The organism is Anaerosporobacter sp., assembly GCF_031551385.1.
Taxonomy (GTDB): domain Bacteria; phylum Bacillota; class Clostridia; order Lachnospirales; family Lachnospiraceae; genus Anaerosporobacter.
This window is the reverse complement of record NZ_JAVBNS010000009.1, coordinates 113,922-138,400: the sequence shown is the minus strand read 5'-3', so window position 1 is coordinate 138,400 and position 24,479 is coordinate 113,922. Positions and strand designations below refer to the sequence as shown.

General features: G+C 35.6%; 30 protein-coding genes. 2 read left to right on the top strand and 28 right to left on the bottom strand.

The annotated features are described in order from the left end of the window. Positions 1-82: 82 nt before the first annotated feature. The 24 genes from RMR19_RS01825 to dinB form a co-directional block, all read right to left on the bottom strand. Entirely contained in the window at positions 83-2,233 is a 2,151-nt protein-coding gene (locus RMR19_RS01825) for a peptidase domain-containing ABC transporter (RefSeq protein ID WP_310601785.1), read from the bottom strand. A 12-nt stretch (positions 2,234-2,245) separates the two neighbouring features. Next, complete coding sequence (locus RMR19_RS01820) at positions 2,246-2,422, bottom strand: hypothetical protein (protein ID WP_310601784.1); 177 nt, start codon at positions 2,420-2,422, stop codon at positions 2,246-2,248. Between the two features lie 24 nt (positions 2,423-2,446). After that, on the bottom strand, positions 2,447-4,591 hold the full coding sequence (locus RMR19_RS01815; protein WP_310601783.1) for a peptidase domain-containing ABC transporter: 2,145 nt from the start codon (positions 4,589-4,591) through the stop codon (positions 2,447-2,449). 11 nt (positions 4,592-4,602) lie between these two features. Then, complete coding sequence (locus RMR19_RS01810) at positions 4,603-4,815, bottom strand: hypothetical protein (RefSeq protein ID WP_310601782.1); 213 nt, start codon at positions 4,813-4,815, stop codon at positions 4,603-4,605. A gap of 69 nt (positions 4,816-4,884) precedes the next feature. Beyond that, on the bottom strand, positions 4,885-5,652 hold the full coding sequence (locus RMR19_RS01805; RefSeq protein ID WP_310601781.1) for a LytR/AlgR family response regulator transcription factor: 768 nt from the start codon (positions 5,650-5,652) through the stop codon (positions 4,885-4,887). A 14-nt stretch (positions 5,653-5,666) separates the two neighbouring features. After that, complete coding sequence (locus tag RMR19_RS01800) at positions 5,667-6,308, bottom strand: DUF4135 domain-containing protein (protein WP_310601780.1); 642 nt, start codon at positions 6,306-6,308, stop codon at positions 5,667-5,669. 143 nt (positions 6,309-6,451) lie between these two features. After that, positions 6,452-7,459: a DUF1266 domain-containing protein gene (locus RMR19_RS01795; protein WP_310601779.1), complete on the bottom strand. Its 1,008-nt coding sequence runs from the start codon at positions 7,457-7,459 to the stop codon at positions 6,452-6,454. A gap of 213 nt (positions 7,460-7,672) precedes the next feature. After that, complete coding sequence (locus tag RMR19_RS01790; RefSeq protein ID WP_310601778.1) at positions 7,673-8,338, bottom strand: hypothetical protein; 666 nt, start codon at positions 8,336-8,338, stop codon at positions 7,673-7,675. A gap of 46 nt (positions 8,339-8,384) precedes the next feature. After that, positions 8,385-9,416 (bottom strand): lysozyme inhibitor LprI family protein, encoded by a 1,032-nt coding sequence (locus RMR19_RS01785; protein WP_310601777.1) that lies wholly within the window; start codon positions 9,414-9,416, stop codon positions 8,385-8,387. A gap of 165 nt (positions 9,417-9,581) precedes the next feature. Then, positions 9,582-10,286, bottom strand: coding sequence for a LytR/AlgR family response regulator transcription factor (locus tag RMR19_RS01780; protein ID WP_310601776.1), 705 nt, complete (start codon positions 10,284-10,286; stop codon positions 9,582-9,584). Continuing rightward, a complete protein-coding gene (locus RMR19_RS01775; protein ID WP_310601775.1) occupies positions 10,283-11,347 on the bottom strand; it encodes a sensor histidine kinase in 1,065 nt (354 codons plus the stop codon). The genes RMR19_RS01780 and RMR19_RS01775 overlap by 4 nt, the downstream gene beginning before the upstream one ends. A gap of 764 nt (positions 11,348-12,111) precedes the next feature. Next, the gene (locus RMR19_RS01770; RefSeq protein ID WP_310601774.1) at positions 12,112-13,347 is read right to left on the bottom strand and encodes a tyrosine-type recombinase/integrase; all 1,236 of its coding nucleotides are present in this window, start codon (positions 13,345-13,347) and stop codon (positions 12,112-12,114) included. Between the two features lie 31 nt (positions 13,348-13,378). After that, positions 13,379-13,555 (bottom strand): DUF6290 family protein, encoded by a 177-nt coding sequence (locus RMR19_RS01765; RefSeq protein WP_310601773.1) that lies wholly within the window; start codon positions 13,553-13,555, stop codon positions 13,379-13,381. Positions 13,556-13,711: 156 nt separating this feature from the next. Next, positions 13,712-13,915: a DUF6462 family protein gene (locus RMR19_RS01760; RefSeq protein ID WP_073285119.1), complete on the bottom strand. Its 204-nt coding sequence runs from the start codon at positions 13,913-13,915 to the stop codon at positions 13,712-13,714. After that, positions 13,893-14,333 (bottom strand): type II toxin-antitoxin system PemK/MazF family toxin, encoded by a 441-nt coding sequence (locus RMR19_RS01755; RefSeq protein ID WP_310601772.1) that lies wholly within the window; start codon positions 14,331-14,333, stop codon positions 13,893-13,895. Before RMR19_RS01755 ends, RMR19_RS01760 begins: the two co-directional genes overlap by 23 nt. After that, positions 14,305-14,724, bottom strand: coding sequence for a resolvase (locus tag RMR19_RS01750; protein ID WP_310601771.1), 420 nt, complete (start codon positions 14,722-14,724; stop codon positions 14,305-14,307). Before RMR19_RS01750 ends, RMR19_RS01755 begins: the two co-directional genes overlap by 29 nt. A gap of 11 nt (positions 14,725-14,735) precedes the next feature. Next, complete coding sequence (locus RMR19_RS01745) at positions 14,736-15,077, bottom strand: helix-turn-helix domain-containing protein (RefSeq protein ID WP_310601770.1); 342 nt, start codon at positions 15,075-15,077, stop codon at positions 14,736-14,738. Beyond that, positions 15,067-15,273 (bottom strand): hypothetical protein, encoded by a 207-nt coding sequence (locus RMR19_RS01740; protein ID WP_310601769.1) that lies wholly within the window; start codon positions 15,271-15,273, stop codon positions 15,067-15,069. The genes RMR19_RS01745 and RMR19_RS01740 overlap by 11 nt, the downstream gene beginning before the upstream one ends. Beyond that, complete coding sequence (locus tag RMR19_RS01735; RefSeq protein ID WP_310601768.1) at positions 15,270-15,698, bottom strand: hypothetical protein; 429 nt, start codon at positions 15,696-15,698, stop codon at positions 15,270-15,272. Before RMR19_RS01735 ends, RMR19_RS01740 begins: the two co-directional genes overlap by 4 nt. A gap of 152 nt (positions 15,699-15,850) precedes the next feature. Continuing rightward, positions 15,851-16,162 (bottom strand): helix-turn-helix domain-containing protein, encoded by a 312-nt coding sequence (locus tag RMR19_RS01730; RefSeq protein WP_310601767.1) that lies wholly within the window; start codon positions 16,160-16,162, stop codon positions 15,851-15,853. Between the two features lie 273 nt (positions 16,163-16,435). Further along, a complete protein-coding gene (locus RMR19_RS01725) occupies positions 16,436-16,651 on the bottom strand; it encodes a hypothetical protein (protein WP_310601766.1) in 216 nt (71 codons plus the stop codon). Positions 16,652-16,824: 173 nt separating this feature from the next. Continuing rightward, the gene (locus RMR19_RS01720) at positions 16,825-17,076 is read right to left on the bottom strand and encodes a hypothetical protein (protein WP_091236999.1); all 252 of its coding nucleotides are present in this window, start codon (positions 17,074-17,076) and stop codon (positions 16,825-16,827) included. A 15-nt stretch (positions 17,077-17,091) separates the two neighbouring features. After that, a complete protein-coding gene (locus RMR19_RS01715) occupies positions 17,092-17,313 on the bottom strand; it encodes a LexA family protein (RefSeq protein WP_242875675.1) in 222 nt (73 codons plus the stop codon). A gap of 16 nt (positions 17,314-17,329) precedes the next feature. After that, entirely contained in the window at positions 17,330-18,577 is a 1,248-nt protein-coding gene (gene dinB / locus RMR19_RS01710) for a DNA polymerase IV (RefSeq protein ID WP_091236998.1), read from the bottom strand. 195 nt (positions 18,578-18,772) lie between these two features. Here dinB and RMR19_RS01705 point away from each other — a divergent pair, with 195 nt between their 5' ends. Then, positions 18,773-19,228: a helix-turn-helix domain-containing protein gene (locus RMR19_RS01705; RefSeq protein ID WP_091236997.1), complete on the top strand. Its 456-nt coding sequence runs from the start codon at positions 18,773-18,775 to the stop codon at positions 19,226-19,228. A 68-nt stretch (positions 19,229-19,296) separates the two neighbouring features. Continuing rightward, positions 19,297-19,851, top strand: a complete 555-nt coding sequence (locus RMR19_RS01700; RefSeq protein ID WP_295679462.1) for an ImmA/IrrE family metallo-endopeptidase — start codon at positions 19,297-19,299, stop codon at positions 19,849-19,851. 103 nt (positions 19,852-19,954) lie between these two features. On the opposite strand, the gene RMR19_RS01695 is transcribed toward RMR19_RS01700, so the two are convergent. The 4 genes from RMR19_RS01695 to pglX all read right to left on the bottom strand — a co-directional run bounded on the left by RMR19_RS01695 (position 19,955) and on the right by pglX (position 24,282). Further along, positions 19,955-21,526 (bottom strand): IS1096 element passenger TnpR family protein, encoded by a 1,572-nt coding sequence (locus tag RMR19_RS01695; RefSeq protein ID WP_073285172.1) that lies wholly within the window; start codon positions 21,524-21,526, stop codon positions 19,955-19,957. Between the two features lie 212 nt (positions 21,527-21,738). Next, entirely contained in the window at positions 21,739-22,527 is a 789-nt protein-coding gene (locus RMR19_RS01690; protein WP_073285177.1) for a DUF2326 domain-containing protein, read from the bottom strand. 148 nt (positions 22,528-22,675) lie between these two features. Beyond that, positions 22,676-22,924 (bottom strand): hypothetical protein, encoded by a 249-nt coding sequence (locus RMR19_RS01685; protein ID WP_139133526.1) that lies wholly within the window; start codon positions 22,922-22,924, stop codon positions 22,676-22,678. Further along, a complete protein-coding gene (gene pglX, locus RMR19_RS01680) occupies positions 22,921-24,282 on the bottom strand; it encodes a BREX-1 system adenine-specific DNA-methyltransferase PglX (RefSeq protein WP_242875498.1) in 1,362 nt (453 codons plus the stop codon). The genes RMR19_RS01685 and pglX overlap by 4 nt, the downstream gene beginning before the upstream one ends. Positions 24,283-24,479: the final 197 nt, after the last annotated feature.

Below are 24,479 nucleotides of genomic sequence, written 5' to 3'. Positions count from 1 at the left end.
TTATACTCACCCAAAACATACCTTATTCTTATCTATTATAGTATGTTTAACCGGAAATTGTCAAACTATTCACCTGATATTGTTATCCCATATTCCCCATCTGATATTGATATAACGTCCGATACAGCCCATCCTGCAACAATAGCTCCTGATGTCTTCCCTGTTCCACTACAACTCCATCATCTAATACGATAATCCGATCCGCATCTTCAATTGTAGAAAGACGATGTGCAATTACAATCCTTGTACAACCAACATCAGACAAATACTCTGAAACTTTTTTCTCATTCGTATAATCCAATGCACTGGTTGCTTCATCTAAAATCAAAATCTGTGGCTGGTTGACCAATGCCCGCGCAAGTGCCATTCGCTGTCTCTGACCACCAGATAGATTCATTCCCATATCGGATACCAATGTTTCATATTTCATTGGCATTTCTTCTATTTCCTCAGCCAATTGCGCTACCTGTGCTGCATTTCGTACCATTTCCTCAGATACTCCACTTTGATTCATTGCAATATTCTCATATATTGTCTTGTTAAACAGTGACATCTCCTGCGGTACAATACCAATCTGTCTTCGCAAATCATGCTTATTCAGTTGCTTCAAATTCGTGTTATCATACAAAATTGCACCCTCATTTGCTTCATACAAACCAAGCAGAAGTTTTGACAAAGTACTCTTTCCTGATCCCGATGATCCAACAATAGCTACTTTTTCCCCTTGTTGAATATGAATCGTCACATCCTTTAAAATCTCACCTGAATGTTTATTATAAGAAAAGGATACATTTTTTAACTGAACCTCACCTGCAACTTTTAACTCTATCGGGTCTTCTGGTTCCATCTCTTCCTCTGCTTCCGTAATATCTGCGATACGCTCCAGATAGGAATTCGACATGGTAAAGTCTTTCCATATGTCAAATAGCGATCCTGCTGCTCCAAACAGACTTCCTGTTAAAGAATAGAATGCGACGATTTCTCCCACCGTTACACGCCCCTGCCCTAACAGCCAAATACCTAGCACTAAAACCGTCACTGGCCCCGCCGTCTGCAATGTCTGAATGGTTGTGTCGTATACATTCTGTAGAATCTCCTTTTTCCGCTGCTGTTTACGACTATCCTTATATTTCTCATCCCATTGTTGTATGGTCTCTTCTTCAATTCCAGATAATTTTATTCCATACATAGAATAAATCGCCTCTACTAGAATTCCTTGTAGTGAAGTATCTGCTCGAACAGCATACTGATTTGCTTCGGCTAGTTTTTTCTGCATTTTCACAGTATACAAAACATGCAGGATTAGAAAACCACATGCGATTGCGGTTAATAAGAGTGACTTGTGCAACATATAGCATAGAATACATAGAATCATTCCCGCCTGTACCATTCCTTGCACCACTTGCTCTGAAATCAAATCCCGAATTGTAGTCAAACAATTCAACCGAAACAAGATATCACCATTCGATCTGCTTTCAAAAAAATGATAAGGAAGGTGCAATAATTTTCGAAACACTCCTTTCGTTAAAAACTGATCAATACTCAATTGCAAATGTAACATTTTCTCTCCTCGATACATCGCAAAAATTCCATATGTTATCGCAATACCAAGTATGCCTGCAAAATAAATATTAGATAAATTACCTGTCTGACCTACGGATATTCCATCTAGAATTCGTTCCATAAGCATCGGAATACCCAGCTGCAATAGATACGTTACTACGGATGCCACTACAATTCCCAGTACCACTCTTTTTTCTATGTGCATGTTTTGAAATGTTTCCTTCCACAGATGTTTTTTCTGTGTTTGAGGCTGAAACCTTTCGGTCAATTCTATTGTCATAATAATATTAGAAAAATGTTCCGCAAACTCCTCCTGCTTCATATTACATCTTCCAAATGCAGGATCCACAATCTGTATGCTATTCTTTTCTATTTTTTCAAGAACAACAAAATGCTCTTGGTTCCAAAAGATGATTGCTGGCAACTTAAACTGTGACAACGCCTCCATTGGTGCTTTATATAATTTGGTCTCCATTCCTCTTCTTCGAAGGTAGGAAGACAATACCGATAGTTTTAGGCCATCGCGCCCTACATCTAGTTCTTTTCGTATGCTCCGTATTCCCTCACGGCTCTTATAATATTGCAGGATCATTGCCACACAGCATAAACCACACTCTGTCTGACGCATCTGCTCTATATATGGAACACGTTTGCTATGTATTCGTTCCATACTAGCTTCCTCCTATTTTCCATGCAATTTATTTAATGTCATTTGCATCTGATGATTTTGACCATAATCATAGCACCAGCCTTCTTTTGGCATTGTTCTAGCAGAACCAGAGGCAATAATTGCATCTGCCTCCATTGCACTCAATTCTATAACTCCCTGTAACTTGCTATCTTTCTTTTTTCCAAACATAATTTTCTTCCCGTCCTTTCAACGCTATGCTGTTATTGTTTCCCGACTCCGATACAGAGCTGCATAGACACCATTTTTTCTTATTAACTCCTCATGTGTCCCAGACTCTACGCTTTCGCCCTTTTGTAAAACCATAATTTCATCTGCATCAACAATCGTAGACATTCTATGCGCTATAACAATTTGTGTATTACCTGCTTCTCGCAGATAATCTGATATTTTCTTCTCATTTATATTATCCAAAGAGCTTGTAGCCTCATCTAATACCATTACATTTGGCCTACTCATAATTGCTCTGGCTAAGACAATCCTCTGGCGTTGTCCTCCTGATAGATTCTGTCCCCGATCTGAAAGTATCGTACGATAATTCATAGGCATATTCATGATTTCGTCATGAACCTGCGCTATTTTTGCTGCCTCTATCATACCGTCTTCTTCCTGATTCTCCTGCATCAGTGAAATATTCTCTGCTATGCTGCGATTGAATAACGACATGTCCTGCGGTACAACTCCAATTTGTTTTCGTAATTCTCTTTTATCCAGAGCTTTTAAATTAATTCCCTCATAAAAGATATCGCCTTTTGTTGGCTGATATAATCCTAACATCAACTTTGTAATCGTACTTTTCCCCGAACCAGATGCACCTACTACCGCAAACTTGCTTCCTTTTTTTATCTTGAAACTAACATTGCTTATAACAGGTTCTGCGTTCTTTGTATAGGAAAAGGATACATTTCGAAATTCAATCTCACCATTTACTGCAATCGGTATTGCGTGCTCTGGCTGTTCTTCTGGCTTCTCTTGCGTAATATCCAGTAGACGTTCCAGATACGTTCCTGCCATTGTATAATCATTCCATAGATTAAACAATGACATACTCGTTCCAAGCAACGAAGCCGATAATGAGTAAAATGCGATACATTCACCTAATGTAATCTTATGTGCCAAACTCATCTGAATCGCAAATAATAATACTAAAAATGGTCCCAACATTCGCAATAGAGAAATGACAGTCGTATAGCCGTTTAAAATACGTCCTTTTCTCTTATATGCCTTCTGACTCCGTACATATTTTTCATTCCAACTATTCCAAATATCCTCCTCTATTCCAGACGTCTTAATTCCAAACATGGAATACACGGCTTCTGTCTGAATGGATTGCAGTTTTGTATTCTCAACAATCTGCAACTGATTTGCCTCCATAATCTTTTCCCGCATTACTAAAATGAAAATACCATTAAACAAAAATACAACCATTGTAATTCCTGCCAGAAAAAATGATTTCTGAAGCATATAAATCAAGATTGCAATTGCATATCCAAATTGTATAATTCCAGATATTATATGTTCTGATAATAGCATACGTACAATCTCCAAACTGCTCAAACGAAAGAGTAAATCCCCATTTGATCGGTTTTCAAAATACGAATACGGCAAATGCATCAACTTGTGAAATGTATTCTTTGTAATTGTTTTATCCATCTCCAATCCAAGACCGATAAAACAAAAACGTTGAGAAAAATTAGTTATCCCAAACATTATAATAAAGCCGATAGAAAACATGACGCAGGCTCTTAAATCCACTGATGTCGGATTTTTTATTATCCCGTCTAAAATCACCTGTATTAAAAGAGGTGCTCCCATCTGTATCCCATATGCCACAATTGATACCAACAGGGTTTTTAAAAATATTCCTTTCTTCTGCTTCAATCCTTTTAAAACATACATCCAAGGGTTTACTTTTCTTTTTTCTGGTTTGAATTCTTCTGTTGGAACTGCCGTCATCATTATACCAGAGTATTTTTCTTGAAATTGTTCCACGGTGAAACTTATCCTGCCATATGCAGGATCTATAACTGTCATTATATCTTTTTTAATATGTTCCAAAATTACAAAGTGCTTATTTTCCCAAAACACTACTGCGGGCAATGGAATCTGCTCCATTTGTTCTATATTGATTCGATATATCTTCGTCTCAAAATCTCTTTGTACCAGATAGTTTTGCAAATGAGAAATACGCAGTCCATCACGCCCAGCCTCTAGCACTCCTCTAATATCACTTAGCGTCTCATGACTTCCATAATACCTTAGAAGCATTGCAATGCAGCACAGACCACATTCGGTCTGCTGCATCTGCTCAATATAAGGTACTTTTCTTAAATGCTTCATAAAAGCCCTCCTTAGCTATTGTGCTTTTTAACTTTTTTGTAAATAGAAACCACAACTGCCACTAACACAACTGCTCCAACAACACCAACAAGTGGTAACCATGTATCTGTAAAACTTTGAAAAACAGCATCTAAATTATGCATCTTGCTTCCTCCTTTGATTTTCTTTATACGGATATCATAGCATGGATTCTGTTGTGTTACGGATTCGCTCTTAAAAGCCATATTTTCATTCCTAATCGTATCTATTCAACTATCTTTTTTGCACTTAACTTCTTTTTTGACGTTATCATTCTACAATTGTTCCTTCATAAAAGTATTTCGATCTTCGATCTGTTGCAGTAACTTCTTTTTCAAACGTACAGAGATTGGACATTCTGCTCCACCAGCCATAACAATCATATTATTCTTTTCATCTATAGTTTCAATGTTATCCAGATTAATGAAAAATGATCTATGGCAGCGACAAAATCTCTCATCCATCTCTTCCTCGATTTCCTTCATATTTCCCTTAAATTCAATACATTTATCTTTCGTACTCACATACATCTTTCCTTTTGTCTCCGAGATTTCAAAAAACAATATTTCTTCATAGGAAAGCGGTGTAATCCTCCCACCTGTCTGAACAAAATAATTTTTTTCAGATTCACTCTCTCCTTGTCTTGTTTCGCTTTCCATCACATGATGCAGACATTGTTGTATCCGCACCTTTAGTTCATCTCTGTTGTCTTTAATAATATAATCCAATGCTTCAATCTTATACTTAAAGGTAAGATGGCTCATTTCCGAATGTGTTGTAGCAAATATAATATAACTTCTCGGCTGACACTCCCGAATTTTTTGAGCTAGTTCCATTCCATTCATGTCACATTGTAAGTCAATATCTAAGAAAAAGATTCCTGTATCTGTCTCTCCCTTTATCTTCTCTAATAATTCATGTGGGTTAGCAGTTGCTACCCCATATTCCATCGGAAATTCCTCTACCAGGAGCAATTCCTGCACCGTACGAGACATAAACTCCCTTTGTTGATCGTTGTCTTCACACACATACACTTTTGACATACTATCGTTCCTTCCTATCTTTTTACTGGCTGATATATCTTCAGTAATTCCTTAATATCCGCACCATTTTCTTTCCCAAACAGGTAACTTTTTTGATATCCCTGCTCAATCCATTGAGAAATCTCTTCTCGTTTTTGTGTTTGTTGTTGAAAAAGACTTGTACTTTCCGCTATGTCGGAACAATATCGATACCCTTTTTCATACAATAACGAAACATCTTGTATTATGGGGTGTTCCCCTTTTCTCAAAACATGTTGTTCTGTCAATGCTTTTCCTCCCAGTACCTCCACCAACGCCGCCAAACTTCCCAACCTTTGATAGTAGTTATAATCTGTGGATACTACACGACTTTCTTCTATATATTCTATGAAACTACAATCATGGTAAACCAATATCTTTTTCCTATAGAATGGTAACTCCAATTGTACATTCTGATTAAACCATGCAAGATACTTCTGAAATGTCTGGTCCATATAGAGCAATCGCTCATCATAATTCACGCGCTTATCCTGTGTAAACTGTACACATCCTCGCATTGGATTCAACGGAATAACCGACTGCAATTCTAAATCTTCCAAAACATCGAAAAAAGTATAAAGAATTGCACGTTTATGCTTTTGTGTCTGCCTACATGCTTCTTGTATTATTTTTTCCATGCACAAACCCACTTTCCTTTTTTGCTTTTATTATAGCAAAAAAGAGCCTTTTATTTAATTTCTTGAATAAAAGGCTCTTTTTTATTGCTAAGCGTTAAAAAATCATTTTGACATACTTTAAAAAAACTTTCCAATCCCCTTACTTACTTCAATCCCACAATTCCCCAAGGGCTCGCTTTATCCTTCTTCATTGTTTCAACGGTTCTCATTGTAACATTAAGATTCAAGTTTTTTCCGCCCCATATTGCACGACCGATTACATATGCCTTCCCAAACTCTGCCCAGTCCTCATAGCATAGTGCACTTTCCTTTTCTGCATGGAATATATATTCCCATGCCTGGTTTTCTGTCAGGTATCCACAATCATAGCAATATCTAGCGACATTCACCATTCTTCCCATATCCCACGCTATTACATTCAACTTCGCAAGTTCGGAAATCTCCCCTACAAATCCATAATCACGCAAATCAGGCAATGCTTCTTTAAAATTTTGAATATACTCCACATAATCCCTATATTCTTTTATCAAGAGAGAATAAATTCCTATGCATGTGTTAAATGTTTCGTCATCACTAAATAAACTCTTATTTTGCTCAATTTCTTCAAAAGAAGATGCCTCAAACAGTAAGTCTATATTCTTTTCTAACAATGTAATTGCCGCTTCTGACTCCTCTAACATTTCTTCATCAAGTAAGGAAAAACCTACTTGTTCATAGACTTGTCGCATAGTTTCAAACGAATGCGTTGGCGCAAGCACTTCGGAACTTTTCTTTAATATAAGATTGAAAATCTTGTGATGTCCATTACATTTTAATCTTTCCAGTATATTTATTGCATCTTCTGAAGAGCTTATTCCCCAATCTTCTCTCAATATATTTACAATCGTTCTCTTTGCTCCTGGTTTACTGGTCTGTAAGCTGTTACAAAAGTCACTATTTACCTCCGCTAAAATAGCTCCGACATTAAGTGCCCGCTGTTTTTCATTGGAAAGTGTCTCCCCTTTTGGATATCGTGGGAATTTCTTGAATGGATTAATCCTTTTTTCTGCCCACTTGCTTAAAATGCTTACGCCAACACTCATCACTACTACAGCTACCACACATATAATAATGATAAGTATGAATCCTGCTACCTTTTCAAAAGTACTCATTCTCTTTTCTCCTAAAACACGAATAGTTTTCCCTTTATTTTTCATTCTCCATTATAATCCAATAATGGAGAAATTTCAAACAAAAAAGGACATTTTTCTAAAATTTTCTTTTTAAAAAAATGTCCTTTTTAATAAATTTCTATAAATTGGTTATCAGATTGTTACTGTGTGATTGCAACTTGGGTTTTCGCAAATTCTATCCTATGGTAGACACTAGTTTGTACTTTCTTCAGCCGCAAAAATTTTGCTACAAAATGCTGTATATTCATCATAAGAAATTTCTTCCCCATTCAATAAATACTTCATTCCTGAATCCGGATTTGTTGCATCAACGAGTTCCGCACTAAAACTCATTTCTGCAACTAAGTTATCAGCGCCTTCATATTTTTCCATATGATAGCATTCATACCCTGCATTCATTCCGTTACTGTACATAATCCACATTTCCCCATTGTAATAGGTATAGGAAAGTTTGATAGCATTGCCATCTCCCATTGCAAATTCATATACCTTATTATTGCGTGCATCCAGATATATTCCACCATAAGGACCACGAATAATCTGTTCATTTTCTCCATCATTGTCTAGGTCAACTCTCTCCCCAATAGAATACGAATCCCATTCTTCAGAACCCATGTTGAAATCAGTAATGTTAAACGTTGAAGTTAAATCTTTGGAATCAACTGCATCTATCGAACCATTGATAAATAAATCTAATAGTTCTTCTGATGTCATTTCTGAATCTGTATTTTCAACCATCTGCGTACTGCTTTCCTGCCGCGTTGTAGCAATTTCATCTTCTTTCACTTGTCCACAGGCAATAAAACTAAACACCATAAATAGAGCACTCATCAATATGGTTATTTTTTTCTTATTCATAATCAATACCTCCATCATACTAATCTTTAAATCATCAACTTTCAGATTAAAATGCGACAGGAAACTCAAATTTCTCCCCTACAGAGAATGGAACTGCTCCTATTGTTTCTGTGACTTCGAAAGTTGCTCCATCCCATCCGTTAATTTGAATAGTTCCCTTAATACTGCCGTCATTCGATGTGAAATCAAGGTTTCCATTTCCATTATCACTAAAACTTCCTTCTATCTCACCTTGCCTGTAAACAGAAATAATTGCCTCATCTTCTCCCTCCCAGCTTTGTCGAGTGATTAGTGAACTGTACACAGAACCAGTTCCCTGATTATCTACAAACAAACCGTACTTTGTAGATCCTTTCGGCATGACAAAAGATTCTCCCTTAATCTGTGCCAACTCATTTGCAATAAAATAAGCCCTATTCTTGGTATTTTCTTCCCAAAGGGAATTTACAAGCATAGGATACATACTACCGTTTTCCTCCTGAGAACCAATGCTCATTAAGGTTATTTCCTCTTTCATAGCAATCCAGTTTCTCTGTTCTTCAAGAACCATTTCTTTGGTATTCTTTTCTGCCAAGCTACTGAACCTGCTCCAAAGATTATTCAGCTCCGTATCCCAAATCACATAAAGCCATTGAGATGCCACATTCATCTCTCCTTGAGTCTGCGCTGACTCTGCCAGCAAGGTGTATTTTTGGATAATTGTATCAATATTCTTTAATTCCTCCTGAAGAGAAGATGAATTTGATACCACATAAGCAACATCCGCTTTGATATCTTCTGTGTAATCATAGGTGAAATCTATTTTAATTGTATCCTTTAGCCCTATAACAACTTCTTTACCGTTATTATTGGTAAATTCTTCTGATGTGATTTCTGAATTTTCATTCACTCCTTGGTTCTCTTCCTGTTGCTCTGAGGCATCTTCTGTCACTACTTCATTCTCCAACTTACTCTCCATAGCTTCTTGATTTGTCTGCACATTCTGCGTAACCAACTCTGAGGCATCCTGCTTATTTCCACAAGCTGTCAGCGATACAATAAGCAAGACACTTATTAGACCAATTATATTCTTTTTCAAACTTCACTCCTCCTAAAAAACAAACTTTTTCCAGATAATTTACCCCAAATTATCCGAACGCTTTATTTTATATCACAAAAAGAACATCACGGAAACATCCTGTGTGCAAACGACACAATTTTTGCACAAACTACACATGCCTACCGTAGAAAGTATATCTCATAATCAATTATCAAACACCATTCTCCATTTGAAAAACTCCTTTTTAAACTCATTACTACGAGTTCTTCCAATCGCTATCTCCAATCCATTACACAAAGTAATCTTACGGCTGTCTACTTTTTCAATATATTTCATATTAACGATATATGACCGTTGTATCTGAAAAAATCCGAATTGCTCTAATTTTTTTGACATTTCAGATATACTTCCTTCACAAAAACATTCATTGCCCTCCACCATAAGGTATCTCAATTTTCTTCCACTTGTTTCTATAAGCAGAAGTGTATCCAATTTTATTTTTCTACATATACCGAAAATGTCATTACAGAAAATGTTTCTTTCTTGTATTTTCGTTTTAACAAAAGAGTCAAGTGCTTCTGTCATCTCCTCCAAATGTTTTTTATCAATGTATCTGAACGCATTTACTCTATATCCCCAGCGAGCTAATTCTGTATGAGAAGTTAGAAAACATATCTTACATTGTTTTCCGGTGTCTATCAACTTCTCAGCAATCCCAAAACCATTTTCGCCTTCAGCAAGTTCAATATCCAAAAATACCAAGTCTGCGTCTTTATTTTTCATAAAATCTTTTCCATTACTACACAAATGGATTTGAAATAAAATATTTTTTTCATCACAGTATTTTTCAATAATTTCCCCTATCTTATTTCGCCATACTTCTTCATCTTCTACAACACATATTTTCATTGCCTTATCTCCTTCGGGATAGCAATACTTATTTTAAATATTGGTTCTCCATTTTCCACTAAAGAATCCATATAGTATTCCCCCTGATACTTTTCAATGGTTGCAATAATATTTTTAAAACCAAATCCATGATTCTTTTTATTCCGCTTCGAGGTTTTTAAAACATTATTGTTTGTATCCATCTTTTCAACTACACTATTGCTTACAGCAATAAAAATTTCATTTTTATGTTCTATAAGTTCAACTCTGATTTTAGGGACATTCGTTTTTTTAGATGCTTCTATTGCATTCTGCAACACATTTCCCATCAAAGTCGTAATATCAAACATCTCTATATACGATATGCTTGTTACCTTTCCTGATACAGTGAATTTAATATTCTCCTTCGTCGCTATATATAAATAGTAATTCATGATAACATCCAGGAAACTATCTCCTGTATGAATTTTTAATTCAAACTCATCTTGAATATTCCACATTGTATCTATATATCCTCTGGCTTCTTCCAACTTCTTCTGACTCATTAACGCTCTGAGAACCCCTATATGATTTGTTAAATCATGTTTAAATCGTCGTATCGCCACTGACTGTTGTAACTGGTAGTCATATTGTTCTTTCTGCATATGCATAAAAAATTGGAGTTCTTTATTCTGTCTGTTTGAAAGAACATTTTTTACGGCAAGGCTAAGCGTTAAAAAAATAGCATAGATAGCTCCCACAACACTAACCAAAAACACACCATATGCGTCCCAGCCATACATTTCATGATTCTCATCAAAAGAAGCAAAAACAAAATTATAAAACATTTGAAATATGCTACTTTGCACCAATATGGCAATCTTATATCTGCATTCTATATCATTCAAATAAACTTCATTTTTTTTAAGAATCATTGTATATACCAAGAAATACACCAAAAATGAAATCACATACGCGATTTCCATCCACCATGTTATACCGGCTTCAACGCCTCCTCCTATAAGCAAAATCTGTATGAGCATAACACTGAATGTATCCATAATTCCTGTAAAATACATAATTGCTAAACTTAATATACCCAAACGCAATAAGCCTTCCTCGAAAAAAAAGCATATAGAAAGAAGACTCCAAAACATGTACACAATTGGAGAATTGGTTTCAAAATACATATTAAAAATACCAGCACTCAATACAACCAACGCTGATATGCAACAGAAAATTTTATTTTTTCTAGGCTGTACCTTAAATCCAAAATAAATAATAAATAGATATATTAAATAATTCAAAATGTTGTCTACTATGTAAAGCACTGTTCTGCACCTTTCTCTTCTTTCGATTTATATATATGCACATTATACCAAATAGTACGTGCTTATACGATTACTTTTACTGTTGATTTCTGATATTTCTCATCTGCCACACATAGTGTCATTCTTACCGTATTCTTTAATCTTGACTCATTGCACACAGCAAAAAGGACATCTCTCTAAAATTTTCTTTTAGAAAAATGTCCTTAATAATACAAAATACAAATTCAAACTGACACGACTTTAATCCTATTATACGGGCTAATTTGTCGTACTTCTGTCGTACCATACAACTTTATAGCTCGCAAACCATTGATTTTACTAGCTTTATTTCTCTAAGTTCTTCATCGTCGGGAATTTTTTTGTTCCCAACTGTAAGCCATATAAATTCATTTATATTCCTTTAAACTCTTCCCAAAAGCTCTGTAGATACGTGTTAATAAACAGGTCAAATTGTGGTGCTTTTTGGTCAAGTATTGGTCTTTTGATATTTTTTTGGTCAAAGAATTGTTTAGAATTCTCTAATAGAGGACTCTTTTCTAAAATACATCCATGTTCTTTGATAACTTTTCTAACGAAGCTCTTGTAACATCCTGATTTACTTCTGCGTAAATATTCATCGTAGTTGACACATCAGCATGCCCCATAACTTCCTGTATAACTTTTACATTAGTTTCATTCTCGCAAAATCTTGAAGCAAATGTATGGCGGAATATATGACAAGAAAATCTTGGTATCATAACCGGTTCTCTCTTTTCCTTCTTTGCCTTTACTTCTTCCTCTGCATTATGAGCATCTACAATTCTTTTAATTGCACGATTAACAGCTGCTGGATTGTGTGGTGTTTCAAATCTATTCGAAAATATAAAATTTGTCATACCATCAACATTTGCCACACAAAAGCCTTCCACTTCCTGACGTTCGTATTCATCTTTGAGCACATCATACACTTGTTTCATCATCGGAATAGTCCTTATACCTGCTTCTGTCTTTGGCTGAGAAACACGAAACTCACATTTAAAAGAATCATCTGCTCTCTGATAATAAGTCAGGCTATGATTGATATCAATCAAACGCTTTTCTAAATCAACATCATCCCAGCGAATTCCAATCGCTTCTCCAATTCGACAACCAGTACCAAGCAAGAAAGTAAAAAACGGATACCACTTATAAAAGAATGGATTCTCTGCAACATAATTTATAAATGCTCTCTGCTGCTGTACCGTTAATGCTCTTTTTCTCTTCCTTGAACCTCCATTTCTTTTCTTAACCTCTGCGTATGCTCCATCGATCGGATTCTTTCTAATAATGTCATCTCTTACTGCCAATTGAAATGAGGGTCGTAATACTGTATTGATATTTTCCAATGTGTTTATCTGTAATCCCTGCTTATTAATCAAGTCACTGTAAAAAAACAATACATCTGAATATTTTACATCTTTGACTTTCTTTTTTCCAAAGGTATCACGGATAAAATGATTCCAAGTATACAAATAATTTGAATAAGTTGAACTCCTTAATTCTGACTTTGTTGATATATATCTGTCAAACAGGAAGTTCACGTCAGCGTTACCCGCTACATATACATTTAACCCATCCATCTGATCTTTGATTAGTGACTCCTCTTTTTGTCGAAGAGTTACCAATGATTTTGCATATATCGTGTGCTGCTTTCCTAGTGGATCTGTATAAATGTACGAGTATCTACCATCTGTCTTTCGGTAATGCTCTCCTTTTCTTAAAACTCTTCCTTTTCCATCTTTTCTACAAGCCATTCTTTCTCCTTTCTGGAGAAAAGAGCCTGCACTACTTCGGGGTTGACTTTATAATCTGCATTTCAACACCCATTCGTATTAATTGCGATATGGACATGTTGTGACTTTGAGTATATTCAATCATTAGCTGATATTCTTCTTCTTTAAACTTAACTGTGACGCTCCGATTTATCGGCTTATCTACTTTCGGTCTACCAGTTCTTGACATTTTCTACCTCCTTCACAACTTATCTTGATTATAATATTGGTCTTACCAAAAGTCAACCACTATATTGCAAACTCTTTCCTATTATTTTATATCCTTATTAAATGGACCAGATTAATGCCCGCCTTCTGCATAATCTGGTCCGATACTTGTTTCTTCCTATTTATAGAAGTCAACATCCACTATATGAAACGTCTCTAAGTATTCATCTATAATATCTAAATTTACAAGCACCAGTTGATTCACTTTATAGCAAGCCTGTGCATCCTTTGCCAATTGCTGAAATTTAGACAAACTCATCGAATACATTTCTGCGCCCTCTGCATATCTGACAAATCTTTTATCTTTCATCTTTTTTTGCATGTTCCAATGCCTCCCTTATCATTCTCTGTACGATATCCGCTAACCCAAGCTGCTTAATTAAAGCTCGATCAATTTTATGCATTACTCCTGATGCTACCGTAATATTTCCTATGTTTCCTCTCACGAATGACTTTGGAACAGTCTGAATATCCTCCGGAATAAAGTCTGATATCTTCTGCAAATGTAATCCCCCTACATCTAAAGGATGAATTTGCACATGTACATCAAGATCCTTTAATTTTGAACTCAATGGACATACTGTTATCTGCGGACCATTATTGTGATTACTTTGGTTGGATGATACAATTACTGCCGGACGTATAAAGCACTGCACTCCTTCTGGTTTCCATCCAAAATCTACATAAACAACCTGTCCTCTTTTATATTGCTTATATTTCTTTTTGTAGTTTTTGTTCATCTTTCTTCAGCCTCCTTAATGTTTTAACTCCCATACCTAGATTTCCTTCATCAACAGTCATAATAATGCCACCTGCATCAATAATTTTTCCTACTTTGTAATATGCATCTGGAATGTCTGTTGAAATTGCCATCATATTTACCACTATGACTCCTTCTGCTCTTTTTTGACGGATCAGTTGTGTTATCTTATCAAACTGACGGTTCAAATCTGCCTGCCCCAACCCATTCCTTCGAACAACTCCAACAATTTCTATGTCTTGGTTTTTCACAAAATTTCTAATGTAACGTTCCTGTTTTTCTTCTCTATTCTCTGTTTCTATTAAAGAACCCGTTGTAGACAGAAGAGCTATAAACTCCCTTTTCCTTTTTCTCGGATTTCTTATGCCCATAATTTTACCTCCTACGATGCAAGCATCGCTGCCTGATCTAACATATATATAAATATCTGTTTCAAATATTTCTGCTGTTCCTCTGGAAGCTCTTTTAGACGAGAGTCAATCGAATCCTTATTTGAATCTAAATCTGAATCCCGACTAATACTCAATATCGTATTAGCATCACACCCATAAACATCCATGAGTAAATACAGGCTTTTCATACTTAAATTTCTACCACCTTGTTCTACCTGTGTAATGCTCGATTGACTTAATCCTGTTTTTTCACTTACCTGGTACAGTGACAATTTTTTATCTTTTCTCAGCTGGCGAAGATTCGGTCCAACTGTATATCCATCATATTTCATCTTTAATCAGACCTCCGTTCCTCGCGCGTTCTTTTTCTAACGCACGAATTTCTTCTACTGCTGCTGATTCCGTTTCATACTTTCCAAGGAAATGACCAAACTGGTCATAAACAATGGTTCCATATTCAACGTTAATAAATTGACATCTGTTTACTGCCAGGGGATACCCCCAGCAGTTCACTACCTTTCCACTCAATCTGCATTCTCCTCAACCGTGTCTGGTACAAATGCCACATGCGCTTCCATATCTATTAAAATCATTCCATAGTACTCTGCCCTTGCGAAGAATTTTTCCAAATCATCTTCATCACTTGTGATATCAAAAATTGATTTCAAATAGATGATTCCAACATGACTATTTTCGATCCAGTCCCAAAGTCTATCCACTTCACTACGATCAACATCAAGTCCACTGGACTCATCCACAATGATGTCTACAATATCAACATCTCTTTCTTCTGCATGTGCGCGTATGTTGAAAACCATATTGCGAATCTTATCATCAGACTTACGAGATTTGATGAATATAACACCTTTGCCAGTTGGCTCCTGAAATAACTCTTTTTTTATGTTCTGGTTGAAATTCTGTTTCGTGTTCTGATTAATTAATTTGTTCTTCATGATTTTGTTCTCCTATTCTTTTTAGGAGAGCTTTGCGCGCTACACTCTCATGTGTTAATGCTTTTCATAAGCATGTATAAATAATAACTTGAATCTTATTTTCATGTTCCTCCTCTGAAGCCTATCTTTTGAGATTTGTCATCTTTTAAAGACTACTTTTTATTAAAACTTGCTACTAAAGCTTCTATACACAACTCTTGTTCACTTGAATATGAAGATGAATTCTGCTTCCCGAACAAAATGTATTCCACAGAACAATCCAATAACTGAGCCAAAACATATAATTGCGGTATGGTACAATTCGCTCTTCCAGTTTCAATACGAGACATTTGATTTTTGCCTATTCCTAAAAAGGCAGCAACTTCCACTCCTGCTATTCCTTTTGCAATTCTCGCTTCCTGAATACGTTGTCCAATCTCCCACTGCACATTTATATCAAATTCTCTAATCTCTTCATATTTCATATTAATAATCCTTCCTTTCGTCTGTTTGGCTCGATAAACGTTTAAGGATGGAAAATTACTCCTACTACTATGAAATTTTTTGCAACAAAAAAGGACGCATGAGAAAGTCCAGTCCTTAAACTGGTTTCTTTCCCATGCGTCCACGGTGAGTCCGCCTTAGCAAGCATCAGCCTTGCCGTAATTCAGTACGTCTCCCATATCATGAGGCCTTCATTTAATTGTCTTTGTCACATAGCAATTACTATATCTGATGTTAACTGTAATCTGATTCTTTTAGATATATACTTTCCCGTCATTATCTGCTTGGGCAATCAGCATTCCCTCTGTATACTTTTTCAGAACCATTACTCTAGTACATCTATTTGTATGGCATCTGATAATCATTCCTGGTAAAACAGGTGCATCGTCACTACCCGTAAGTAAATATGCCATTTTCATACTTTTTCTACATTTCTTACAATAAAATTCAATTTGTTTTAATTCTCTCATCGTTCAGTCTGCTCCTTTACAATACAAAATCATCAGTAACATTTTGTACTTGAAAGGAAAAGGGAATCACCTTTGCAAGCTTATCTGGTGGGAGTTCCGTTACATACCTGTCTAATATGCCCCAACCATATGCTGATCTTCGAAGCCAACTGATTACATGTCACCACACATAATCAGGCTCCGGCTTTCCCTTCTACAAACCAGAGATTGTTGTCCTCATAATAAAGATAACTTTCTCTACCATCAACAACACATGTATATCTCATTCCTACACCACCTGCCTTCATGCTGGCAGCTCGACGCATATCTTTTACACGCTGAATCTCATATACTTTGCCATCTTTCCATATAAAACTTTTTGGTGTTAATACTCCTTCTTTTGAAAACTCAGCAGTAACATCCACATATACCTTTACACTCTCCATGCTACAACCACCTCCTCACATTATTTCAATTGCTCTTGGACTTCCTTCTACTCGGCGGATATATCCCTTTTCTTCTAATTGCTTCAAATAATGATGTGCACTAGATGCTGAAGCAAGTCCCGCCATTTCTGCAATTTCTCTTACAGTTGGCGGAAAACCATGCGCCTTAAGAAAATCACATAAAAAGTCATAGATTTTATTCTGTTTATCGTTTAAATCGTATCTCATATAAGCCATACTTAAATACCTCCTTTTAGCCAAAATATCCGATTGGATGAGTCGTATGATCCTCTTTTGCATTCACAGAAGAGAGACTCTTATCACGGTACATAAGACCTCTTTGAACACTATAAAATCCAAATCGTCGTCTTATGGTATCTACTGCATCATCCAATTTCATCTGTTTTTCTCTTTGCTCTACACTAGAAAACAAATCCATCTGTTCCCAGTAATTGTCGTTGACAAGATCTGCCCCTCGAACTCCTACGCTTCTGATTGGCTTTCGCCAGTTGTAATTTTCCTTGAATATTCGATACGCTTCGGTTGCAATCTCCCCAGTAATATTCGTGGCATGATCAATCTTATGCTGTCTGGTAAATGAATAAAGTTCATTATCCCTGACACTGATTTCCACCACCCTGCACTTAAATCCATTATCTCGAAGTCTTGCTGCAACACTCTCTGCAAGAATGTAAAGAATAATTTTTACATCCTCATCATTCTCTAAATCTCTTTGAGTAGTAGTGCTATTTCCAATAGATTTAATTGGTGCATGTGTATGTTCCATTTTTACAGGTGAGTCATCATAGCCATTCGCAAATCCCCAGAGAATACCACCCATCTTGCCAAGATGTGACATTAATAAATGTTCGTCTGTTTGTGCTAAGTCTCCAATAGTCTTGATTCCAAATCGTGCTAACTTCTGATTGGTACTCCGTCCTACATATAAAAGATCAGATACTGGAAGTGCCCATGCTTTGCTTTTGAATTCATCTTCGTACATAGTTGTAATGGCATCTGGTTTCTTATAATCAGAACCAAGTTTAGCAAAAATTTTATTAAAGGATACTCCAATACTAACGGTTATGCCTAATTCTGATTTCATACGATTGCTAATTTCTTTTGCTATCTTGTATCCATCACCTTTTAATGAACCACTGGCGGTCACATCCAACCATGATTCATCCACTCCATACGGTTCTTGTAGATCCGTGTATTCCCCATATATCTCATGAGCCATTCTGGAAAATCGCAAATACAAATCCATTCTTGGTGAAACAATGTTGAGTTCTGGGCAAACCTGCTTCGCCTGCCAAAGTGCCATACCTGTTTTCACACCGTATTTTTTAGCTATATAATCTGCGGTTAAGACTATTCCATGTCTTGCTTCGGGGTCTCCGCCTACAGCCAAAGGTTTTCCATTCAGCTCAGGACGATGCAAATGTTCTATTGCCGCATAACATGCGTTAATATCTGAATGCAATATGACTCGTTTACCCATCTCTCATCACCTCGTTTCTTTTCAGAAGTTACCAATTATATAATCAGAACTTTTTATTGACAATTCGGAAGTTCTGATATATGATTAACCAGAAGTTACTTAACAAACATGATTATATCATCAAAAAGAAGTTTGTCAATAGTTAATCGGAAGTTACAAAAATAAAATTTTTCTTCCTGGAAAGAAGGTAGTAACATGACTTTTGGTGAAAAAGTAAAAGAGGCTCGATTATTAAAAAATCTATCCCAGACCGAGCTTGCGGCAATAACAGGTATTTCAGAGCGTTCACTCTATACCTATGAACAACTAAATACACTCCCAAGAAAAAGTAATATCAGGAAACTGGCAGATGCGCTAAGTGTATCTGTATCTTATCTGGTAGATGATGAAGAAGCTGATAAGCAGAAAAATATTGAGAATGAAGACTTTCTCGATACTGTCAAAGACAAATTCGGTTATAAGGGTGCAAAAGAGGCAAAAGATGTATTAGACCGTGCTGGAGCGCTTTTCGCTGGTGGCGATCTTGATGATGATGCCAAAGAGATATTCATGCAATCATTAATGCAGGTGTATATTTCATCAAAGAAAGAAGCATCTGAAAAATTCTCCAGAAAGAAAAAAACGAAGCCGCCAATTGACGAGTCCGTTTAATAGGACAGTATTTTTGCTACTGTTATAATAGCAAAATGCCAAAATATTTTTGAAGGAAGTGATACCAAATGACAATTGATTACATTGTTAATGTGGTAGATGCTCTGGTCAAGAAAGCAGGTAGCCGAGATCCCTTTGTTATCTGTGAAGTCCTGGACTATAAATTGCACTATATAGATTTACATCAGAGACTGAAAGCCTACTACTTCTATCAATCACGCATTAATAATATCGTAATTGATGAGAATATCATGGAACTATTTCGTCCCATACTGATTGCCCACGAGCTAGGACACGGTATGCTTCACAAAGAGATTGCCATGATGTCCGGCTTTCAGGAATTGGAAGTATTGGAAAAAAGAGCTGATAAGCCTATGGAATACGAAGCAAATCTATTTGCAGCTGAGCTTCTACTCGAAGACAAAAACGTTCTAGAAACATTAAATGAATATACCTTTTTTGAAACAGCAAGCATTTTAAATGTCCCTGCTGCTCTACTTGATTTCAAATTTGCAATCCTAAAAACAAAGGGTTACCGTATTAATGATTTGCAAATAGCCAAGTCTCATTTTTTAAAAGAGGATCTAGGAGCTTATGGGGGTAATAATTCCCATGATTGCTAATGCATTTATAAGAATGACGAAAGCTTGACCAGACGAATCATATTCTCTGGTCAGCTCTGTCTTATAAACTCTATGAGTTGCAGATTTCATGGCTGTTTTTCTTCTATAAAATATTTGGAGGATTTGTCTTTCTTCCAGTCCAACCCATACCTCTAGCCCATTCTTTCATAGATTCTTTTTCTTCTAAATCTTCTCCGTGAAGAACTTCAAGCATATTACAATATCCATAAATTCCACCAATATCATCGCATACTGGCAGTGCATCTGCATCCACGCATACTGGTCGGTGTTCTTCCATTGGTTCTATTGGGTTTCCAGATGCTTTATACTTCTCCTTTGTCTCATAACATGCCGTCGCAGTTATTTTTACATTCCAATCGTCACCATAATCGTACCAGTAACGGATTGCATTTAGAATAGGTGATGTGACTGGAGCAAGACATATCTCTTCCTTTTCTGAATTTTTCAGTATTAGTCTATTAGAAAAATCCCAAGAATCAAAGTTTTGTATCATTCCTGGCATAAGTAAAATGTCATAGATTGGAAGTCTTTCTATTAGTTCATCAAAGCCACCTTCAAAAGTAATGCTGTCTGCAAGCTCTGTAATTGTCACCTCTGTAATTGGCGCAATGCGTTTTATCATATTTGCTTTTGCGTCCTTATCTCCTGTTTTTTCAGTAAGCTCTCTGCATTCATCCATCCATTCTCCGAATGATTTTCTTATTTCTAAGGTAGGCTGCCACTCATATAACTCTTTTACATCCTTCTGACACCTATAGAAATATTCTCTAGTTCCTCCATAATAATATGGTCCGGTATATTTTTTCCTCATCCAGTTTTTCACACTAATCCCAGCTTTATAATCATCATCCCAATAAATATCTTCATAATCTTCACATGGAAAACGGAAATACATGCCTGCAAGTTTAGCCCAATCTGTAAGTTTCCCTGATTTAATCATCATATTATAATCATCTTCATATGGATGAAAACTGTGCAAATGACTATTCTGCCATCCGAAAGCTCTGTTTATTGCATAATGAAGTGCATGTAGAGTAATATCTCCCGGAACAATGATATCTCTTGATATATTGGTCGTCATTTTTCCATATTGTACAAGTATGCCTAATTCATTTGTTCCCAATGCCTTGTCTTCCATGTCCAATTCTAAATGAAGTCTTATGGCATAAGGGATAGGACGATCTTCTGCCAACTGTCTGGTACGTTCCTTTAATATATCTAATTTATCCATTCGATTATTCTCCATTTCTTTATCTGGATTCATATGTTGATTAGTATGTTGATTAGTATTTTGATTAAGCTTCTTTATTTGTGAACTTTCAGCTACATGCATTCGTTCACGATACACTTCACTTCGCACAGCTTCATCACTTCGATTGTCTCCGCCATATTGTCCTCTGCTATATGGAAGATACGATTGAACATTCTTTTCAGATATAAAAAGCTGTTTTGCAATCTCAGCAACAGATAATCCCCTTGCATATAGAGAACCTATCTGAACACTTGTATTGCTGTTCCATAAACCTTCAGTAATAAGGACACGACGTACCTTGATAGGATATGTGCCTAACTTCTTTGCTGTTTCTTTTACAGAAGAAGTTTCTTGATATAATTGAATAATCTTATGATATAGATTGTCATTTATCTCTTCCATGTGCAACGTCCTTTCATTAATATTGAGTAAATTATATATTTTATAACTTTTCGTGTCAACCTTACCTTTTCAAATTAAAAACAGAGGGAACTTTACTTAAGCATTACTATATTAAGAAGTTCCCACTTTTTTACTCTATCTCATAATCTTTGCCATCATCGGCATCTCGTGTTGAATGATTGAGGCACATTTACAACTTTCCATATAAATCATTAATACTTACAGCCAAAGAAACGGTGCTCATCTCCATGCTCTCTATCAAATTCAGCTACAATCATCTTCTTCTTTCGAAAATCTTCTAAATCCGTTTCTTCCACTTCGGACTTATTTATTGTGATAAAATACTGCCCCTTCTCAGCGTCTTTCAAATAGTTATCTACATAATTAACAACTTTAGCCTTTGCCCCTGGATTAGGCTTACAATAAGAACCATCGTGAATTAACAAATCACACCCTGTATTATTATCAATTCGATTAAGAAACAGGGCTAGGTCAAACATGTTTATTTTCATATATAAACGACCATGTGAATTCTCATCAGCAATTTGGCAGCAAATTTTTATACGTCCAGTACTTGATCTCTTCTTTACGTCATTCTCGTAGCTGTAATTTAGAACTCCATCTTCACCATATGCAGCTTGAACAAGGTTTTGGAAATGCGTTTCAATATTTTCAATATTTTCACTATACTGATTATATTCGGCTTCATACTCAATAGTCTTTTCAAGAATTTCTTTACCTTTTTCATTTGATTGTTTGGTCAAATCATTAATTTCATTATATTTTTCAATTTTCATTTTCACATCAGCTAATCTCAAATATTCTATATTAAGTTGTTCGTTAATATTATGTATATCGTCAACAATCTGAGTATTCTGGAAGATCCTTGTACTAAGTGTTATTATTTCTTTAATTTCTTGTTTTTGCATCTGTAAATGCTCTGCTTCTTTCTCTAGTTCTTTGATACGTTCCTTAAAATAATCCCCTCTATTTTCAAGCATAAAGCCAAAAAAGCTTTCCATCTGTTCATAATTTTGCGATAAATCTTCCGGAAAATAATTAAGCAATGCTTTTTTATGATGATAGATTTCGTATCAAGCAATAATGCAATTCTTGATAATACAACTTTCTTTTCCATTTCATCACCCCCTATATCTTCCCAAGAATATCAAGTTTCTTTCCGTCCTGTCCCGTCTGTACTTTCTCATAGTTTACTTTTACACCATCATCTAAATCAATGTCAATCCGGCTAAGTGCGAGATGGGCTATTTTTTCATCATATTCTTTTGTTTCTTTTAATTGCTTAACTAGCTTTTCTTTTCTCTTCTCTGCTTGAGCAACTTCTTTAGAATTAGATGAATTATCAACCATTTCCTGCATTCGTTCTATTTCATTCATATAAATTTTTTGCATTTTATGCAAATAATCAACACAACAATTCCTGTTGTATCCTCAGTATAGCGGTGCATATAAACAAGCGCCTTAAAACCATCATTTTTACCACTATCATAAAGCCAATAAATCGGACGCTTTTGATATGTTTTCAAATGATCCTTGTAGAAGTCCTTCAGAAAGTAATTTCGGATAATTTCTCTTGAGGTATTTCCTTTATTGCCAAGAGCACTTGCAATAAAAGCAAGATTATCTTCCAAGGTTTCTTTTCCATAGACCATCTTTACAAATTCAACAAATAATCCCAGTATGTCATCCTCAAAGTACTCTTCGTCAGAAATAGGAATAACATTATCTTTATCTGGAACAAAATCACCATATTTGCCATCGTCCCATTCACCTCCTGCATATATGAGTCCTTCAACATTAAGTGAATATCGCCCAAACATACAACCTACTGCATAAGATATAAAACTCTTTATATCCTTTTGTAAGTCAGCTTGATAAATTGTTATATCTTTATCTTCTACTTCTGGACCTAATTCGTTCTGCAAGCCATAAATATCAATAAATATACGATTTATTTCTTCTTCGTTTTTTTTGAGTTGACAAAAGCGTTTTTCACATTCTCTTTTCCACTTTTCAAATGCATTTTTTAAATTTGATGAATCTATAAATGGGTGTTTTGTAAATTCCCAGGATGATTCGAAAGCATTCCAATCCATTTTAGAAATCACTTCACTATTAGCAACTAAATCAATTGTGTCAGAAATATATTTCTCTGATAATATGATCGGAAGCTTGGATATATCTCCTTGATTATAATTCAACCCTTCGTTAAAAAAACCTAAGTATTTTTGTGCAAGCTTAGAATTTAAGAACCCAACTATATAATATAAAACTGCTCTTTCTGCAAAAATAGCCATTCCAGCATTCGAAAACAAAAAACCTTTTGGAAATAATCTGACAGAAAATGAACTACTTGATATTGCAGACCAAGTAGCACCATTTCTAAAATAGTAATCTCTATTTTGTGGCCTGGCTCCCTTTTTTCCAGCCTTATTAATATGGTTAATCACGTAAATCCCATCATCCTTCCAGTTAACTACCTCGTCATTGTTCCCGTACCATTTTCTAAATTCTCCACCATTATTATATGGAAACCATACACTTTTTTCTTTCATAATCACATTATTTAAACATAAGTTTTCAGTTGAACATTCAAACCATTTTCTTACAAATAAATCTACATCACCTGTTTGTAATCCAACTTTAGGGCTACACATGTCAGCTAGAGATTTACCATCTTGAAATGAATTTACAGCAGCTTTGCTTGCCCAAAAGGAAAGTGGACTTCCTGTAATAAAACAAAATTCTTCTATATTTTTTAGATAAACAAAGTATAAATTTCTAATTATCTTTTTATATTTTCTTAAATGCTCGTAAAGCCTTATTCTATGTGCTTTCGAGTATTTTTACTGTAGGAAGATACTTCACGTTTCTTTGCATATTTCCTCATGTCTTAGCTGTCAGAAGTGGTAAATAAGTAGTAAATTCATTT

Bases quoted from the DNA above. Each gene is read 5' to 3' on its own strand.
- RMR19_RS01725 (WP_310601766.1), bottom strand. From the start codon at position 16,651: ATGAGAGAATTAAAACAAATTGAATTTTATTGTAAGAAATGTAGAAAA.
- RMR19_RS01810 (WP_310601782.1), bottom strand. From the start codon at position 4,815: ATGGCTTTTAAGAGCGAATCCGTAACACAACAGAATCCATGCTATGAT.
- RMR19_RS01690 (WP_073285177.1), bottom strand. From the start codon at position 22,527: ATGCTTGAAAATAGAGGGGATTATTTTAAGGAACGTATCAAAGAACTA.
- RMR19_RS01770 (WP_310601774.1), bottom strand. From the start codon at position 13,347: ATGGCTTGTAGAAAAGATGGAAAAGGAAGAGTTTTAAGAAAAGGAGAG.
- RMR19_RS01695 (WP_073285172.1), bottom strand. From the start codon at position 21,526: ATGGAAGAGATAAATGACAATCTATATCATAAGATTATTCAATTATAT.
- dinB (WP_091236998.1), bottom strand. From the start codon at position 18,577: ATGGGTAAACGAGTCATATTGCATTCAGATATTAACGCATGTTATGCG.
- RMR19_RS01800 (WP_310601780.1), bottom strand. From the start codon at position 6,308: ATGGAAAAAATAATACAAGAAGCATGTAGGCAGACACAAAAGCATAAA.
- RMR19_RS01795 (WP_310601779.1), bottom strand. From the start codon at position 7,459: ATGAGTACTTTTGAAAAGGTAGCAGGATTCATACTTATCATTATTATA.
- RMR19_RS01750 (WP_310601771.1), bottom strand. From the start codon at position 14,724: ATGGGCATAAGAAATCCGAGAAAAAGGAAAAGGGAGTTTATAGCTCTT.
- RMR19_RS01820 (WP_310601784.1), bottom strand. From the start codon at position 2,422: ATGTTTGGAAAAAAGAAAGATAGCAAGTTACAGGGAGTTATAGAATTG.
- RMR19_RS01700 (WP_295679462.1), top strand. From the start codon at position 19,297: ATGACAATTGATTACATTGTTAATGTGGTAGATGCTCTGGTCAAGAAA.
- RMR19_RS01780 (WP_310601776.1), bottom strand. From the start codon at position 10,286: ATGAAAATATGTGTTGTAGAAGATGAAGAAGTATGGCGAAATAAGATA.
- RMR19_RS01745 (WP_310601770.1), bottom strand. From the start codon at position 15,077: ATGAAATATGATGGATATACAGTTGGACCGAATCTTCGCCAGCTGAGA.
- RMR19_RS01735 (WP_310601768.1), bottom strand. From the start codon at position 15,698: ATGAAGAACAAATTAATTAATCAGAACACGAAACAGAATTTCAACCAG.
- RMR19_RS01825 (WP_310601785.1), bottom strand. From the start codon at position 2,233: ATGGAACGAATACATAGCAAACGTGTTCCATATATAGAGCAGATGCGT.
- RMR19_RS01685 (WP_139133526.1), bottom strand. From the start codon at position 22,924: ATGAATGAAATAGAACGAATGCAGGAAATGGTTGATAATTCATCTAAT.
- RMR19_RS01805 (WP_310601781.1), bottom strand. From the start codon at position 5,652: ATGTCAAAAGTGTATGTGTGTGAAGACAACGATCAACAAAGGGAGTTT.
- RMR19_RS01760 (WP_073285119.1), bottom strand. From the start codon at position 13,915: ATGCAAAAAAAGATGAAAGATAAAAGATTTGTCAGATATGCAGAGGGC.
- RMR19_RS01765 (WP_310601773.1), bottom strand. From the start codon at position 13,555: ATGTCAAGAACTGGTAGACCGAAAGTAGATAAGCCGATAAATCGGAGC.
- RMR19_RS01790 (WP_310601778.1), bottom strand. From the start codon at position 8,338: ATGAATAAGAAAAAAATAACCATATTGATGAGTGCTCTATTTATGGTG.
- RMR19_RS01720 (WP_091236999.1), bottom strand. From the start codon at position 17,076: ATGGAGAGTGTAAAGGTATATGTGGATGTTACTGCTGAGTTTTCAAAA.
- RMR19_RS01705 (WP_091236997.1), top strand. From the start codon at position 18,773: ATGACTTTTGGTGAAAAAGTAAAAGAGGCTCGATTATTAAAAAATCTA.
- RMR19_RS01715 (WP_242875675.1), bottom strand. From the start codon at position 17,313: ATGGCTTATATGAGATACGATTTAAACGATAAACAGAATAAAATCTAT.
- RMR19_RS01755 (WP_310601772.1), bottom strand. From the start codon at position 14,333: ATGAACAAAAACTACAAAAAGAAATATAAGCAATATAAAAGAGGACAG.
- RMR19_RS01815 (WP_310601783.1), bottom strand. From the start codon at position 4,591: ATGAAGCATTTAAGAAAAGTACCTTATATTGAGCAGATGCAGCAGACC.
- RMR19_RS01730 (WP_310601767.1), bottom strand. From the start codon at position 16,162: ATGAAATATGAAGAGATTAGAGAATTTGATATAAATGTGCAGTGGGAG.